Genomic DNA, 15,864 nt, shown 5'->3' on the forward strand with positions numbered 1-15,864 from the left:
TCCGGTAAAATACCCACACAAATCATATTGATAAAAATGGTTTGAACCACAATAATTCACCGGAAGAATACTATGACGCACTTTACTGGCAAGGCAGCGCTCTTCGCGCTGAGCATTATCTCGGCTTCAGCCTGCGCATCACACTGGAGCTACGAAGGCGAAGGTGCACCGGAACACTGGGGCGAACTGGACGAGGCCTACAAAACCTGTCAAAGCGGGATGAACCAGTCCCCCATCAACATTGAATCCACCGCGAACGCGCACCTTTCCCCGCTGCAAACGCATTACATTGATGGCCCTGTGACGCTGACGAACAACGGCCACACCATTCAGGCAAGTGAAAAGCCGGAAACCCGCGATACCCTTACTCTCGATAAGCAAACCTGGACCCTGCAACAGTTCCATTTCCACGCGCCGAGCGAAAATACCGTGCATGGCAAGAAATTTGCGATGGAAATGCATCTGGTGCACAAAAACGCGGCCGGTGAACTGGCGGTGGTGGCGGTTATGTTCGATAAAGGGGCCGCAAACCCGGAACTGAATAAGCTGTGGAGCGTCATGCCTGAGCAGGCCGAACAGAACGTCTCGATTAAGCAGGATCTCAATCTGAACAAGCTGATTCCAAAAGATAAAACGTACTGGCGCTTTAGCGGCTCGCTGACCACACCGCCGTGCTCAGAGGGGGTAACCTGGATTGTACTGAAGCACCCGCTGACCGTCTCTGCAGAGCAGCTTGAGAAATTCTCCCACACGATGCACCACGAAAATAACCGCCCGGTACAACCCCTTCATGGTCGCGTAGTCGTCGAATAATGCGCATTTTTCGCATGCAGATCATGTTCTAAAATGCGACTCAGATCGCAAACAAGCGGGATAATCTGCTGCTAAAAACAGCAGATTATCCCGCTCAAGTGATGCATTTATTCAGAAATGATGAGAAGTTACGGGAAATTGTAAGCGGCTATAAAATAATCATTCCATCATAACTTTATGATTTAACAGGTTTATAATTTTCACCTGAAGGACAGAGCGGCGATTCCTTGATCTACAACAGTGGATTGTTCAAAGTTTGGCCTTTCATCTCATGCAAAAAATGCGTAATATACGCCGCCTTGCAGTCACAGTATGGTCATTTCTTAACTCATGCGCATCGGACACTACCAGCTCAGAAATCGCCTGATCGCAGCCCCAATGGCAGGTATTACCGACCGGCCGTTCAGGACGCTGTGTTATGAGATGGGGGCAGGTTTAACCGTTTCCGAGATGATGTCGTCTAACCCACAAGTGTGGGAAAGCGATAAGTCCCGCCTTCGGATGGTGCACGTTGATGAACCAGGTATTCGCACCGTGCAAATTGCCGGAAGCGTGCCTGAAGAGATGGCAGATGCCGCGCGGATTAACGTGGAAAGTGGCGCCCAGATTATTGATATCAATATGGGTTGCCCGGCCAAGAAAGTGAATCGCAAGCTTGCAGGTTCAGCCCTTCTGCAATACCCCGACCAGGTGAAGTCTATCCTGACCGCGGTTGTCAGCGCAGTGGACGTTCCTGTTACGTTGAAGATTCGCACGGGTTGGTCGCCGGAACACCGTAACTGTGTAGAGATTGCCCAACTGGCCGAAGACTGTGGCATTCAGGCCCTGACCATCCATGGACGCACTCGCGCCTGTTTGTTCAATGGTGAAGCTGAATACGACAGCATTCGGGCAGTTAAGCAGAAAGTTTCCATTCCGGTTATCGCGAATGGTGACATTACTGACCCGCTTAAAGCCAGAGCTGTGCTCGACTATACGGGAGCTGATGCTCTGATGATAGGACGTGCCGCTCAGGGAAGACCCTGGATCTTTCGGGAAATCCAGCATTATCTGGACACTGGGGAGTTGCTTGCCCCACTGCCACTGGCAGAGGTAAAGCGCTTGCTTTGTTCGCATGTTCGGGAATTGCATGACTTTTATGGTCAGGCAAAAGGGTACCGAATTGCGCGTAAACACGTATCCTGGTATCTCCAGGAGCACGCTCCAAATGACCAGTTTCGGCGCACATTCAACGCCATAGAGGATGCCAGCGTACAGCTGGAGGCGTTGGAGGCATACTTCGAAAATCTTGCGTAATGAAATAAAGAGCTGACAGAACTATGTTCGAACAACGCGTAAATTCTGACGTACTGACCGTTTCTACCGTTAACTCTCAGGATCAGGTAACTCAAAAGCCCCTGCGTGACTCGGTTAAACAGGCACTGAAGAACTATTTTGCTCAACTGAACGGTCAGGATGTTAATGACCTGTATGAGCTGGTACTGGCTGAAGTTGAACAGCCACTGTTGGACATGGTGATGCAATACACCCGCGGTAACCAAACCCGCGCTGCCCTGATGATGGGTATCAACCGTGGTACACTGCGTAAGAAACTGAAAAAATACGGCATGAACTAATTTCGGTTAGCGAAATGCTTGTTTAAAAAGGCGCTACCTGGCATGGGGATGCGCCTTTTTTATTGCCCGCGCCTGTCACCGTCAAGGCTGTGTAAACCTTCGTTTATCCCCCTTTTAAACCGCAACTTTTCGTGTATATTTCCACCACCTCACTGAACCTCTTTACCCGGAATGACACGCATGATTCGTAAATACTGGTGGCTGGTTGTATTTGCTGTCTCGGTTTTCCTCTTCGACGCGCTCCTGATGCAGTGGATTGAACTGATGAGCACTGAAGCCGATAAGTGTCGTAATATGAATTCCGTAAATCCGCTAAAATTAGTGAACTGCTCAGAACTCGACTAACCGCCTGACGTCGCTAAACTCACTGTTATGACCCACTAAAAACGGGGATTTAAATCCCTTTGAGCCGTTACCTTACGATGATAATGTCTCGCCCTTCTCAACCGCGCCTGCGTAACTTCACACTCGAGTAGAACCGATCATGCTGGTTAGCCAATACAACCATATCCTCGTCGTCCTCTCCTTTGTTGTTGCTATCCTTGCTGCCTATACCGCGCTGAATATGGCTGCACGTGTTGCCGGGAGTCAGGGCGTGGCTGCGCGCGTCTGGCTGGCCGGCGGCGGTATTGCCATGGGGATTGGCGTGTGGGCCATGCATTTTATCGGCATGCTGGCGATGGACCTCTCCATGAGCATGCGCTACAACGCGACCCTGACGGTGCTATCCATGGTTATCGCCGTGGGCTCGTCACTGTTTGCACTGTGGCTCGTTAGCTGTGAGCAGTTACGTTTGCGCCGTCTGCTGCCCGGTGCGTTAGTGATGGGCTGCGGCATTGTGGCGATGCATTACACCGGCATGGCGGCGCTGGAAGTCTCTCCCGGTATTATCTGGGACAAAACATGGGTGGCCATTTCGGTTGTCATTGCGCTTGCGGCTTCGCTCGCCGCATTATGGCTGACGTTCCGCTTGCGGCATGAAGCGTCTCAGGTGTCGCTGATGCGTTTTGCCGCCGCCGTTACGATGGGGATCGCCATTGCCGGTATGCACTATGCCGGGATGAAAGCCGCTCAGTTTCCAATGTCGACCATGACACACCATGAAGGTATTAACGGCAGCTGGCTGGCAGTACTGGTCAGCGTCGTCGCACTCTCCATACTGGGGATCACGCTGCTGGTCTCGATGCTGGATGCCCGCCTTCAGGCACGAACCTCCCTTCTGGCCTCATCCCTTGCAGAAGCGAACCGCGAACTCGCTCAACTGGCTTTGCAGGATACGCTGACGCGTCTGCCGAACCGTGTTTTGCTGGAGGACCGACTCGATCAGGCCATCAGCAAAGCTGACCGTGAAGGCACCCATTTTGCACTGATGTTCATGGATCTCGACGGGTTTAAAACCATCAACGATGCGTACGGCCATGATGTCGGTGACAGACTGCTTGTCGCCGTGACGCAGCGCCTGCTCACGCCCCTGAAGGGTCAGTTCACCCTTGCCCGTATCGGTGGTGATGAGTTTGTTCTGCTGGCGGAAGGAGAAGGTCCGGATGATGCGGCCTCGCTGGCCAACTCGCTGGTTCGCGCTATCGATAGCCCGTTCAATCTGGATCCCTATGAACTGGTGGTAACCCTTAGCATTGGTATCGCGCTCTATCCCCACGATGGTAAAACCGAGCGCGAGCTGATGTTTAACGCCGATGCGGCGATGTACCACACGAAGCACATGGGCCGAAACGGTTATCACTTTTTCCAGCCCTCCATGAACACCCTGGCGCAGACCCATCTCCAGTTGATGAACGATCTGTGGCTGGCTATCGATCGTAATGAACTGCGCCTGCTTTATCAGCCAAAATTCCACGCACCGGCGGGTCCTGTCCTTGGGTTCGAGGCGCTATTGCGCTGGCAACACCCGAAGCAGGGATTGCTGACGCCAGACCTGTTCCTGCCGCTGGCGGAAAAAACGGGGCTGATCATCCCGATTGGTAACTGGGTGCTTAATGAGGCCTGCCGTCAGTTGCGGGAGTGGCACCTTCAGGGGCATCAAAACTGGTCGATGGCGGTGAACCTGTCGACACTGCAGTTTGAGCAACCTTCACTGGTTAAAACGGTGCTCGACTGCCTGACACGTCACAACGTACCGCCGGAGATGCTGATCCTTGAAGTGACGGAAACCACGGCGATGAGCAACCCGGATGAGAGTGTGCGCGTGCTGACAGAGCTGACGGACGCGGGCGTGAAAGCGTCCATTGATGATTTTGGTACCGGCTACTCCAGCCTGCTTTATCTCAAGCGCCTGCCGGCCTGTGAATTGAAAATCGACAGAGCGTTCGTGAAAGAGTTAAGCGGTGAAAGCGAAGACGCCACCATTGTCTCAGCGATTGTGGCCCTGGCAAAAACGCTAAATCTGAAAGTCGTGGCGGAAGGAGTGGAAACCGAAGCACAGCAAACCTTTTTGACGGCGCTGGGCTGCAACACGCTTCAGGGCTATCTGTTGGGCAAACCGGTCAGTGCTCAGACCATCGAAACGCTCTGCGCGCAAGGGGAAATGTTACCTGGCGCTGAGCTAAAATCATCCTCATGAGGCGACACCCGCACGACAGGGAGTGTCGCCAGAATGCTATCAACCAGCGCAGGAGCCTGCTGATAAAGATTAAAGCTGCTGTTATTCATTAACCAGTTTTTAATGATTCCGCTGAAAAAACCGTGGAAAACAATCAGGGTCAGATCAACATTTACCTGTGACGAAATGAGGTTCAGAGAAATACAGTCCTGCAACGTGGTACGTAAAGACTCATAATTAAAACCAATACGTTTTCTGATTTCACACTCTGAAATCATATCGCTATTAAATTCACACTTATGATACAAAATTTGCAAAAGAGCGCATTGCCGAGGCTCATGTGCAATATATTGCAACGCAGCAATAAATTGCTCACGAAGCATTAACAAAGGATCGCTGCCCGCAGAAAGAGAAAGTCTGTCACGAATGATGTCACGAAACGGTAATTGCTGTTCCCAGATGGCATTAAATATTTCTGATTTACTGGTAAAATGCCAATAGATGGCACCCCGTGTAACATTTGCTGCATCCGCGATATCCGTCAGCGTCGTGTTCGCCACGCCCCGCGTCGCAAATTGCCCAATAGCCGCTTCAATCAGCTGCTGACGGGTCTGTTGAGCCTCTTCTTTCTTTTTACGCGCCATAGACGACTACTCGTTACTCACAAGGTTTATATTTACACAGATCAGGTACACGAAAGTATTCACTACTTTGCGTTTTAATTTTGCACAAAAAAAGTCAAATCGCTTAATTAATAATTTAGACAAATGCATAGATATAATTAAATTCATGAGATGAATAATTGAGCCACGTTAAATGCCATTTATCTGATTAACCAGCCAGAACTATATCCCCGCTAACACCAGGTTTGATTCTGATTTTTGCCTTAAGGCCTGTTCATTCGCACTTATAAATTAAAAAACATTAATTACCCTCATTATTATACGCCCTACATTTTATTTTTATCCCTCTGCCCTGCTACCGATTCACGGCAAATATCGGTTCATGGGTATTTAAAGGAACAGTAATGACGAATTATTTCAGACGTTTGCCCTTATCCGGTTTTATTGTCTGCGCGGTACTGCTCACTGGATGCGATGGTCAGGAAAACCAACCACCGCATCCGCAGGCACCTCAGGTCAGCGTGCATATTGTGAAAAGCGCCCCTCTGGCTGTCACCACCGAACTCCCGGGCAGAACAGATGCCTTTCGCGTTGCGGAGGTTCGTCCTCAGGTGAGCGGCATCATATTGCGTCGTAACTTCACAGAGGGAAGTGATGTAAAAGCCGGTGAGTCACTTTATCAGATCGATCCTGCCACCTATCAGGCCGCGTATGACAACGCGAAAGGTGAACTCGCGAAGGCCCAGGCGGCGGCTAACATTGCGCACCTGACGGTAAAACGCTATCTCACGCTGGTTGGCACGCAGTATGTCAGCAAGCAGGAATACGACCAGGCCGTGGCGACAGCGCAGCAAGCAGATGCCAGCGTCGTTGCCGCACAGGCAGGCGTTGAAAGCGCGCGCATTAATCTTGCCTATACCAAAGTGACGTCTCCCGTCGAGGGTCGCATCGGTAAATCCAGCGTCACCGAAGGCGCACTGGTGACCAACGGGCAAGCCGCAGCCCTGGCAACGGTTCAGCAGCTTGATCCGATGTATGTCGACGTCACCCAGTCCAGCAGTGATTTTATGCGTCTGAAGCAGACGAGCCTGCAAAAAGGAGAGGCCACCAGCACCGTTGAGCTGGTGATGGAGAATGGTCAGCCCTACCCGTTGAAAGGTACGCTGCAGTTCTCGGATGTCACGGTTGACGAAAGTACCGGCTCTATCACCTTGCGCGCGATTTTCCCAAACCCACAGCACCTGCTGTTGCCTGGCATGTTTGTCCGGGCCCGCATTGATGAAGGTACACAGCCTGATGCGATTCTGGTCCCACAACAAGGCGTGACCCGCACGCCGCGCGGTGATGCATCCGTTCTGGTGGTTAACGATAAAAACCAGGTTGAGTCACGTACCGTCGTTGCCCCTCAGGCGATTGGCGATCGCTGGCTGGTGACGGAAGGGCTGAAAAATGGCGACCGCGTCATTGTCAGCGGCTTACAAAAAGTCAGACCGGGCGCTACCGTCGTCGCGACGCCTGATACCACCACGACTCCAGCCGGTTAAGGGACGACGACATGGCTAATTTCTTTATCCAACGGCCGGTTTTCGCCTGGGTGCTTGCCATCATTTTGATGATTGCAGGCGGGCTGGCCATTCTCAAACTGCCCATTGCGCAGTATCCGACCATTGCCCCTCCCGCCGTGGCTATCACCGCAACGTATCCGGGTGCTGATGCGCAAACGGTGCAGGATACCGTAACGCAGGTTATCGAACAGAACATGAACGGTATCGATAACCTGATGTATATGTCATCCACCAGCGATTCCGCAGGTAATGTCACCATCACGCTGACCTTCCAGTCTGGAACAGACCCGGACATTGCGCAGGTACAGGTGCAGAACAAACTGCAGCTCGCCATGCCTCTGCTCCCCCAAGAGGTCCAGCAGCAAGGGATCGGTGTTGAGAAGTCCAGCAGCAGCTTCCTGCTGGTCGCAGGCTTTGTTTCCGATAACAAAGACCTCACGCAGGATGACATCTCTGACTATGTCGCGTCTAACGTGAAAGATGCCATTAGCCGCACCACGGGAGTTGGTGATGTGCAGCTGTTTGGTGCCCAGTATGCGATGCGCATCTGGCTCGACAGCAACGCGATGAACAAATACCAGCTGACGCCACTGGATGTGATTAATCAGCTGAAAACGCAGAACGACCAGATAGCGGCCGGCCAGTTAGGCGGAACGCCGTCAGTACCGGGGCAGCAGTTGAACGCCTCGATCATTGCACAAACGCGTCTGAAATCTCCGGAAGAGTTTGGCCGCGTGACGCTCAAGGTGAACCAGGACGGCTCCATGGTTCATCTGAAAGATGTGGCCCGCATTGAGCTGGGGGGCGAAAACTACAATATGGTCACCAAAATCAACGGGCAAGCGGCAACCGGCCTGGGGATTAAGCTGGCTACCGGTGCAAACGCACTGGACACGGCCGCCGCCATCAAGAGCAAACTGGCCCAGCTCCAGCAGTTCTTCCCGCAAGGGCTGAAAGTAGTCTACCCCTATGACACCACGCCTTTTGTGAAGATCTCTATCCACGAAGTGGTGAAAACGCTGTTCGAAGCGATCATTCTCGTCTTCCTGGTGATGTATCTTTTCCTGCAAAACCTTCGGGCGACGCTTATCCCGACAATTGCGGTGCCGGTCGTGCTGTTGGGTACGTTTGCGATCCTGGCGGCGTTCGGTTTCTCCATAAACACCCTGACCATGTTCGGTATGGTGCTGGCGATTGGCCTGCTGGTTGATGACGCCATCGTGGTGGTTGAGAACGTCGAACGCGTCATGGTTGAGGACAAGCTGCCGCCAAAAGAGGCGACGCAGAAGTCGATGGGGCAGATACAGGGCGCACTGGTGGGTATCGCCATGGTGCTCTCGGCGGTCTTTATCCCCATGGCCTTTTTTGGCGGTTCAACGGGAGCCATCTATCGTCAGTTCTCGCTGACCATTGTCTCGGCTATGGCGCTGTCAGTGCTGGTCGCTCTGATTCTGACACCGGCACTGTGCGCCACCTTGCTTAAGCCCGTTTCCAGCGATCACCACGAAAAGAAAGGTGGCTTCTTCGGCTGGTTTAATGCGCTCTTTGACCGGAGCGTGGAGCATTACAGCAACAGCGTAAGCGGCATTTTGCGTAAGACCGGGCGCTATCTGGTGGTATACGTCATCATCGTCGGTGGTATGGCCGTACTGTTCCTGCGCTTACCCACCTCCTTCCTGCCCGAAGAGGATCAGGGGGTATTTATGACTATGGTCCAGCTCCCCGCCGGAGCCACCCAGATGCGTACCCAGCAGGTACTTGACCAGGTTCAAAATTATTATCTCAACAACGAGAAGGCTAACGTCGAATCGGTGTTTACCGTGAACGGCTTTAGCTTTAGTGGTCAGGGTCAGAACTCCGGTATTGCGTTCGTTAGCCTGAAGCCCTGGGAAGCGCGTCCCGGAGCAGAAAATAGCGTTGAGGCGATCGTAAGGCGTGCGACAAAGGCCTTTAGTCAGATTAAAGATGGCCTCGTGTTCCCGTTTAACCTGCCTGCGATTATCGAGCTGGGTACCGCAACGGGCTTTGACTTTGAGTTGATTGATCAAGCTAACCTGGGGCATACCCAACTGACCCAGGCGCGTAATCAACTGCTCGGCATGGTGAAAGCGCACCCCGATCTGCTGGTTCGCGTTCGTCCTAACGGTCTGGAAGATACCCCACAGTTCAAACTGGATGTCGATCAGGAGAAGGCACAGGCGCTGGGCGTCAGCCTCTCTGACGTCAACCAGACGATCTCGACGGCATTGGGGGGAACCTATGTGAACGACTTTATCGATCATGGACGCGTGAAAAAAGTGTACGTCCAGGCCGACGCTCACTTCCGTATGTTGCCAGGGGACATCAACAACCTCTACGTGCGCAGCGCGAATGGTGAAATGGTGCCGTTCTCCTCCTTTAGCAGCTCGCACTGGGTGTATGGCTCGCCTCGCCTGGAGCGCTACAACGGAATGCCTTCGATGGAGATCCTCGGTGAGTCCGCGCCGGGTAAAAGTACCGGTGAGGCGATGGCCTTGATGGAGAACCTCGCCGCAAAACTGCCTTCCGGTATCGGCCATGACTGGACGGGAATGTCTTATCAGGAACGACTGTCTGGTAACCAGGCACCTGCCCTGTACGCCATTTCACTGATTGTGGTGTTCCTGTGCCTGGCTGCGCTTTATGAAAGCTGGTCTATTCCCTTCTCGGTCATGCTGGTTGTGCCGCTGGGTGTCACGGGCGCGCTTCTCGCCGCATCGATTCGCGGGTTAAATAATGATGTCTATTTCCAGGTCGGCCTGCTGACAACGATTGGTCTGTCGGCGAAAAACGCCATTCTGATCGTCGAGTTTGCTAAGGATCTGATGGATAAAGAAGGTAAAGGGATCATTGAAGCCACACTGGAAGCATCCAGAATGCGCCTTCGACCGATCCTGATGACGTCGCTGGCCTTTATCCTTGGCGTGATGCCACTGGTCATCAGCAGAGGAGCCGGGAGCGGCGCGCAAAATGCTGTCGGGACAGGTGTTATGGGAGGGATGCTTTCCGCAACGCTTCTGGCAATTTTCTTCGTGCCCGTCTTCTTTGTGGTTGTCCGGCGCCGGTTTACGAAACATAAAGAGTAATGTTTCTCAAAAAAGGCACCTCAGGTGCCTTTTTTATTTTTAGCATAAACAATGGATTAGATATGTCATACTCACAGCATCAATAGTTAACCATTTGCATTAAGTAAAAACGCCGCGTTACGTCTTCATATTTTCTCCATTAATTCATCCTGACAGCGACTTTTCTCCACGATTTTTACAAACAACATAATTTGAGATTATTCCCCGTGCAACGTTGCCTTATCCCGGTGGTAAAATAGTCTCCAGTTCGTTAATAGCCCTCCTGGCTGTATAGCGAATGAGAAATAATACTGAGGTAACATCATGAAAAGATTCATTTCCGTTGCACTACTCGCTGCGCTGCTTGCTGGATGCGCGCACGACTCTCCATGTGTACCGGTATACGACGATCAAGGCCGACTGGTTCATACCAATACCTGTATGAAAGGCACCACTCAGGACAACTGGGAAACAGCAGGTGCTATCGCCGGTGGTGCTGCCGCAGTGGCAGGTTTGACGCTGGGTATCGTTGCTCTGACGAAGTAACATCAGAACGTATCATGTGTGTAGAAAGCGCGGCTCTGTCCGCGCTTTTGCTTTTAAAGAGTGCAGCGTTTTCAGATAAGTAAAAAAATAGCCCCGTCTTTACCTAGACTGTTTATTTCATTCTGCGGGCAGTCACATATTTTTAATGCACAGCGTTAAATTACATATTCTATCGTGATGATTTTCACATATTAATTACATTTAATACCCTGCCAATATTCACCCCAGAAACTATCTCTTCTTTTTAAGGTATAGCCGCTGAAAGTTTTGCTCCGATTTGTGGCACAGGTTGTAATTTCGCACCGTTTCGGGGCGCTCTCTTTATTTAACCCTGTCTACACTCAGCATTATGCGTTCACTGGTCACCTATTTTGTTGAGCGCAAAACCTGGCATTACGTTTGCTTTATAAACGTTGGCCAAAGCCACAGACAGGTAAAGCGTTTAAAACGCCTCTATAACGATAAATTTCGCCACACAGGATGCATTATGAAAAAGACGATGATAGCCAGCCTGGCCGCCGCGGGCATGTTGTTTGCTGTAGCCGGTCAGGCCCATGCGGGTACGACACTGGATGCCGTTAAAAAGAAAGGGTTTGTTCAATGTGGGATCAGTGACGGTTTACCTGGCTTCTCTTATGCCGATGCAAACGGCAAATTTACCGGTATTGATGTTGATGTCTGTCGCGGTGTCGCCGCCGCCGTTTTCGGTGACGACAGTAAAGTAAAATATACCCCGCTGACGGCGAAAGAACGTTTTACTGCATTACAGTCTGGCGAAGTTGACATGCTTTCCCGTAATACCACCTGGACCTCCTCCCGTGATGCAGGCATGGGAATGGCATTTACTGGCGTGACATATTATGACGGTATCGGTTTCCTGACCCACAATAAAGCGGGCCTGAAAAGCGCCAAAGAGCTGGATGGCGCGACCGTTTGTATCCAGGCCGGTACCGATACCGAGCTGAACGTCGCGGATTATTTCAAAGCAAATAACATGAAATATACCCCTGTGACATTCGATCGCTCCGATGAATCGGCCAAAGCGCTGGAATCCGGTCGTTGCGACACGCTGGCTTCTGACCAGTCACAGCTGTACGCCTTGCGTATTAAGCTGAGCAACCCGGCGGAGTGGATTGTCCTGCCTGAAGTGATCTCCAAGGAGCCTCTTGGACCGGTTGTGCGTCGTGGCGATGAAGACTGGTTCTCCATTGTTCGCTGGACGCTGTTTGCCATGCTGAATGCCGAAGAGATGGGTATCAACTCGAAAAACGTCGACGAGAAAGCCGCTAAACCGTCCACGCCGGATATGGCTCATCTGCTGGGAACAGAGGGCGATTTCGGGAAGGATCTGAAGCTGGATAACAAGTGGGCTTACAACATCATCAAACAGGTGGGTAACTACGCTGAGATCTTTGAGCGCAACGTGGGATCGGAAAGCCCTCTGAAGATCAAACGCGGCCAGAACAATCTCTGGAACAACGGCGGTATTCAGTACGCGCCACCAGTACGTTAAGACATTGCTGTAACGGGCACTGTTAAGGCAGTGCCCGCCCCAGAGTCATGGTTACCGAGGTTTCTTTATGTCCCATCGCCGCTCAGCCGTAAAAGGATCGCTATCCTTTTCTCATCCCGCGGTCCGCGCCTGGCTATTCCAGGTTATTGCGATTATTGCGGTTGTTCTTATCGCCGTGTATCTCATCCATAACACTATAACCAACCTGAATAATCGCGGTATTACCTCCGGCTTTGCTTTTCTGGATCGCAGCGCGGGGTTTGGCATTGTTCAACACCTTATTGATTATCAGGAAGGCGACACGTATGGACGCGTGTTCGTGGTCGGTTTACTGAATACGCTGCTGGTCTCTGCACTTTGTATTGTTTTTGCCTCCATACTGGGCTTCTTTATTGGTCTGGCACGTTTGTCCGAAAACTGGCTGCTACGCAAACTGTCTACTTTTTATATTGAGACGTTCCGTAATATCCCGCCGCTGCTGCAGATCTTTTTCTGGTATTTTGCCGTGCTGCGCAACCTGCCGGGGCCACGTCAGGCTATTGACGCTCTTGATCTGTTTTTCCTGAGTAATCGCGGGTTGTATATTCCTTCTCCGCAGCCGGGTGAAGGGTTGTATGCCTTCATTGCCGCCCTTGTAATAGCGCTTGCTCTCTCAGCGGCCATGTTCCGCTATAACCGCAAGCATCAGTTCAAAACCGGGCAGCTTCGTAAAACCTGGCCAACCGCCGCCATCCTTATCATTGGTCTGCCACTCCTGACACACTGGCTGTTTGGGGCCGCCCTTCACTGGGATATTCCGCAGCTGCGTGGCTTTAACTTCCAGGGCGGAATGGTTTTAATTCCTGAGCTGGCAGCACTGACGCTGGCGCTTTCGATTTATACCTCTGCATTTATCGCCGAGATTATTCGTGCGGGGATCCAGGCCGTTCCTTACGGACAACACGAGGCGGCACGCTCGCTGGGATTACCCCATACGGTGACGCTTCGTCAGGTCATTATTCCGCAAGCGTTACGGGTCATCATTCCGCCGCTGACCAGTCAATATCTCAATATTGTCAAAAACTCATCGCTGGCGGCCGCCATTGGTTACCCCGATATGGTGTCGCTGTTTGCCGGAACCGTGCTTAACCAGACCGGACAGGCCATTGAAACTATTGCCATCACAATGTCTGTCTATCTGATCATCAGCCTGGTGATTTCGTTGCTGATGAACCTCTATAACCGTCGTATAGCACTGGTCGAGCGCTAAGGATCTATGATGACAAAAGCGATACTGTCGCACTCCTCGCGCCCTGCCAGTTCGACAGGCGGACGTTTAATTCTCTGGGCGCGTAAGAATCTGTTCTCCAGCTGGAGTAACAGCCTGCTGACAATTGTATGTTTGTGGCTTATGTGGGAATTAATTCCACCGCTGCTGAACTGGGCTTTTTTACAGGCTAACTGGTCGGGATCCACTCGCACAGACTGCACAAAAGCAGGGGCCTGCTGGGTGTTTATTCATGAGCGTTTTGGCCAGTTCATGTATGGATTGTATCCGCATGAACAGCGCTGGCGGATTAATCTGGCACTGGCCATCGGGCTGCTCTCCATCGCCGTAATGTTCTGGAAAAAACTGCCTCATCGGGGCCGTTATATTGCCTGTTGGGCAGTGGTGTATCCCATTATTGTTTGGGTGCTATTGTATGGCGGCTTCCTGGGGCTGGAACGTGTTGAAACACGTCAGTGGGGTGGGTTAACGCTGACGCTGATTATCGCGTCCGTTGGGATAGCCGGCGCACTGCCATGGGGTATTTTGCTCGCGCTTGGGCGGCGCTCAAAAATGCCTGTCGTACGTGTGCTTTCCGTTATTTTCATTGAATTCTGGCGTGGCGTACCGCTTATCACCGTTCTGTTTATGTCTTCGGTCATGTTGCCGCTGTTTATGGCAGAAGGGACAACGATAGACAAACTGATCCGTGCCCTGGTCGGGGTCATCCTTTTCCAGTCCGCTTACGTTGCGGAAGTGGTGCGTGGGGGCCTGCAGGCTCTGCCGAAAGGTCAGTACGAAGCGGCGGAATCACTGGCACTTGGCTACTGGAAAACGCAGGGACTGGTGATATTGCCACAAGCACTCAAGCTGGTTATCCCGGGCCTGGTCAATACCATCATTGCCCTCTTCAAAGATACCAGCCTGGTGATCATCATCGGGCTGTTCGATCTCTTTAGCAGCGTGCAACAGGCGACCGTTGACCCTGCCTGGCTGGGTATGTCCACCGAGGGATATGTCTTCGCTGCTCTGATCTACTGGATCTTTTGTTTTAGCATGTCGCGCTATAGCCAGCATCTGGAAAAGCGCTTTAACACCGGGCGTACACCGCACTGAGGAAATTATGAGCCAGATTACTATGACACCTGCCGACGCGATGATTACGCTGGAAAACGTGAATAAATGGTACGGGCAGTTTCATGTTTTGAAAGACATTAACCTCAAGGTTAAGCAGGGCGAACGGATCGTTCTTTGTGGCCCTTCCGGATCCGGAAAATCCACGACCATTCGCTGTATTAACCACCTTGAAGAACATCAGCAGGGGCGCATTGTTGTTGATGGCGTCGAGCTGAATGAAGATATTCGTAACATCGAACGGGTGCGCCAGGAAGTGGGAATGGTGTTTCAGCACTTTAACCTGTTTCCCCATCTGACCGTTCTGCAGAACTGTACGCTTGCGCCAATTTGGGTACGAAAGATGCCTAAAAAGGAGGCTGAAGCACTGGCGATGCACTACCTGGAACGGGTACGTATCGCAGAGCACGCCAATAAATTTCCCGGCCAGATATCAGGCGGTCAGCAGCAGCGCGTGGCTATCGCCCGTTCGCTCTGTATGAAACCGAAAATTATGCTGTTTGATGAACCGACATCCGCCCTGGATCCGGAAATGGTGAAAGAGGTACTGGATACCATGATTGGACTGGCGCAGTCCGGGATGACCATGCTGTGTGTGACGCACGAAATGGGGTTTGCCAGAACCGTGGCCGATCGGGTGATCTTTATGGATCGTGGGGAAATCGTTGAGCAGGCACCGCCGGATGAGTTCTTCGCACATCCTAAATCTGAACGTACACGGGCTTTCCTGTCACAAGTGATCCATTAAACGTGTCTTAGCCCGGTGGCGCTTCGCTTACCGGGTCTGACTTTTTCCGGGAAACATAACGCAAAAAGGCCATCCTTTCGGATGGCCTCTTCACTTGTTTGATGTCTGGCAGTTCCCTACTCTCACATGGGGAGACCCCACACTACCATCGGCGCTACGGCGTTTCACTTCTGAGTTCGGCATGGGGTCAGGTGGGACCACCGCGCTAAAGCCGCCAGACAAATTCTTTTACTTCATGCCGAACTTTAACCTAAGTATAAAGTGGTGCTGATACCCAGAGTCGAACTGGGGACCTCACCCTTACCAAGGGTGCGCTCTACCAACTGAGCCATATCAGCACGCTAAATTTGATGCCTGGCAGTTCCCTACTCTCACATGGGGAGACCCCACACTACCATCGGCGCTACGGCGTTTCACTTC

Annotated in this window: 13 protein-coding genes, 1 tRNA gene and 1 rRNA gene; 12 read left to right on the forward strand and 3 right to left on the reverse strand. The window is 51.9% G+C overall.

What is annotated here, in order from left to right:
* Window positions 1-72: 72 nt before the first annotated feature.
* The 5 genes from JTA15_RS15355 (at window position 73) to JTA15_RS15375 (ending at window position 5,007) form a co-directional block, all read left to right on the forward strand.
* Window positions 73-813: a carbonic anhydrase gene (locus tag JTA15_RS15355; RefSeq protein WP_020883499.1), complete on the forward strand. Its 741-nt coding sequence runs from the start codon at window positions 73-75 to the stop codon at window positions 811-813.
* Between the two features lie 330 nt (window positions 814-1,143).
* Window positions 1,144-2,109: a tRNA dihydrouridine synthase DusB gene (gene dusB, locus JTA15_RS15360; protein ID WP_014171871.1), complete on the forward strand. Its 966-nt coding sequence runs from the start codon at window positions 1,144-1,146 to the stop codon at window positions 2,107-2,109.
* 23 nt (window positions 2,110-2,132) lie between these two features.
* The gene (fis, locus tag JTA15_RS15365) at window positions 2,133-2,429 is read left to right on the forward strand and encodes a DNA-binding transcriptional regulator Fis (protein ID WP_000462905.1); all 297 of its coding nucleotides are present in this window, start codon (window positions 2,133-2,135) and stop codon (window positions 2,427-2,429) included.
* Between the two features lie 180 nt (window positions 2,430-2,609).
* A complete protein-coding gene (locus tag JTA15_RS15370) occupies window positions 2,610-2,774 on the forward strand; it encodes a DUF2556 family protein (protein ID WP_020883498.1) in 165 nt (54 codons plus the stop codon).
* A gap of 139 nt (window positions 2,775-2,913) precedes the next feature.
* Window positions 2,914-5,007: a bifunctional diguanylate cyclase/phosphodiesterase gene (locus tag JTA15_RS15375; RefSeq protein ID WP_014171873.1), complete on the forward strand. Its 2,094-nt coding sequence runs from the start codon at window positions 2,914-2,916 to the stop codon at window positions 5,005-5,007.
* Here JTA15_RS15375 and envR read toward each other — a convergent pair.
* The gene (envR, locus tag JTA15_RS15380; protein WP_072031459.1) at window positions 4,938-5,630 is read right to left on the reverse strand and encodes an acrEF/envCD operon transcriptional regulator; all 693 of its coding nucleotides are present in this window, start codon (window positions 5,628-5,630) and stop codon (window positions 4,938-4,940) included. The genes JTA15_RS15375 and envR overlap by 70 nt on opposite strands.
* Before the next feature lie 383 nt (window positions 5,631-6,013).
* On the opposite strand from envR, the gene JTA15_RS15385 reads away from it, so the two are divergent.
* The 7 genes from JTA15_RS15385 (at window position 6,014) to JTA15_RS15415 (ending at window position 15,444) form a co-directional block, all read left to right on the forward strand.
* On the forward strand, window positions 6,014-7,153 hold the full coding sequence (locus JTA15_RS15385) for an efflux RND transporter periplasmic adaptor subunit (RefSeq protein WP_025202897.1): 1,140 nt from the start codon (window positions 6,014-6,016) through the stop codon (window positions 7,151-7,153).
* Window positions 7,154-7,164: 11 nt separating this feature from the next.
* Window positions 7,165-10,278 carry an efflux RND transporter permease subunit gene (locus JTA15_RS15390; RefSeq protein WP_032680175.1) on the forward strand — a complete coding sequence of 1,038 codons (3,114 nt, stop codon included), beginning with the start codon at window positions 7,165-7,167 and terminating at the stop codon, window positions 10,276-10,278.
* A gap of 303 nt (window positions 10,279-10,581) precedes the next feature.
* Window positions 10,582-10,803 carry a lipoprotein gene (locus JTA15_RS15395; RefSeq protein WP_008502867.1) on the forward strand — a complete coding sequence of 74 codons (222 nt, stop codon included), beginning with the start codon at window positions 10,582-10,584 and terminating at the stop codon, window positions 10,801-10,803.
* Between the two features lie 487 nt (window positions 10,804-11,290).
* Entirely contained in the window at window positions 11,291-12,316 is a 1,026-nt protein-coding gene (locus tag JTA15_RS15400) for an amino acid ABC transporter substrate-binding protein (protein WP_014171877.1), read from the forward strand.
* Window positions 12,317-12,383: 67 nt separating this feature from the next.
* Window positions 12,384-13,565: an amino acid ABC transporter permease gene (locus JTA15_RS15405; RefSeq protein ID WP_014171878.1), complete on the forward strand. Its 1,182-nt coding sequence runs from the start codon at window positions 12,384-12,386 to the stop codon at window positions 13,563-13,565.
* Between the two features lie 9 nt (window positions 13,566-13,574).
* Window positions 13,575-14,678, forward strand: a complete 1,104-nt coding sequence (locus tag JTA15_RS15410) for an amino acid ABC transporter permease (RefSeq protein WP_219372469.1) — start codon at window positions 13,575-13,577, stop codon at window positions 14,676-14,678.
* A 7-nt stretch (window positions 14,679-14,685) separates the two neighbouring features.
* On the forward strand, window positions 14,686-15,444 hold the full coding sequence (locus JTA15_RS15415; RefSeq protein ID WP_134179604.1) for an amino acid ABC transporter ATP-binding protein: 759 nt from the start codon (window positions 14,686-14,688) through the stop codon (window positions 15,442-15,444).
* 103 nt (window positions 15,445-15,547) lie between these two features.
* Here the strand turns inward: JTA15_RS15415 and rrf are convergent.
* Window positions 15,548-15,663: ribosomal RNA gene (gene rrf / locus JTA15_RS15420) — 5S ribosomal RNA — on the reverse strand.
* 43 nt (window positions 15,664-15,706) lie between these two features.
* A tRNA-Thr gene (locus JTA15_RS15425) sits at window positions 15,707-15,782 on the reverse strand.
* Window positions 15,783-15,864: the final 82 nt, after the last annotated feature.

Source organism: Enterobacter sp. BIDMC 29, from assembly GCF_019378755.1.
Lineage (GTDB): Bacteria > Pseudomonadota > Gammaproteobacteria > Enterobacterales > Enterobacteriaceae > Enterobacter > Enterobacter ludwigii.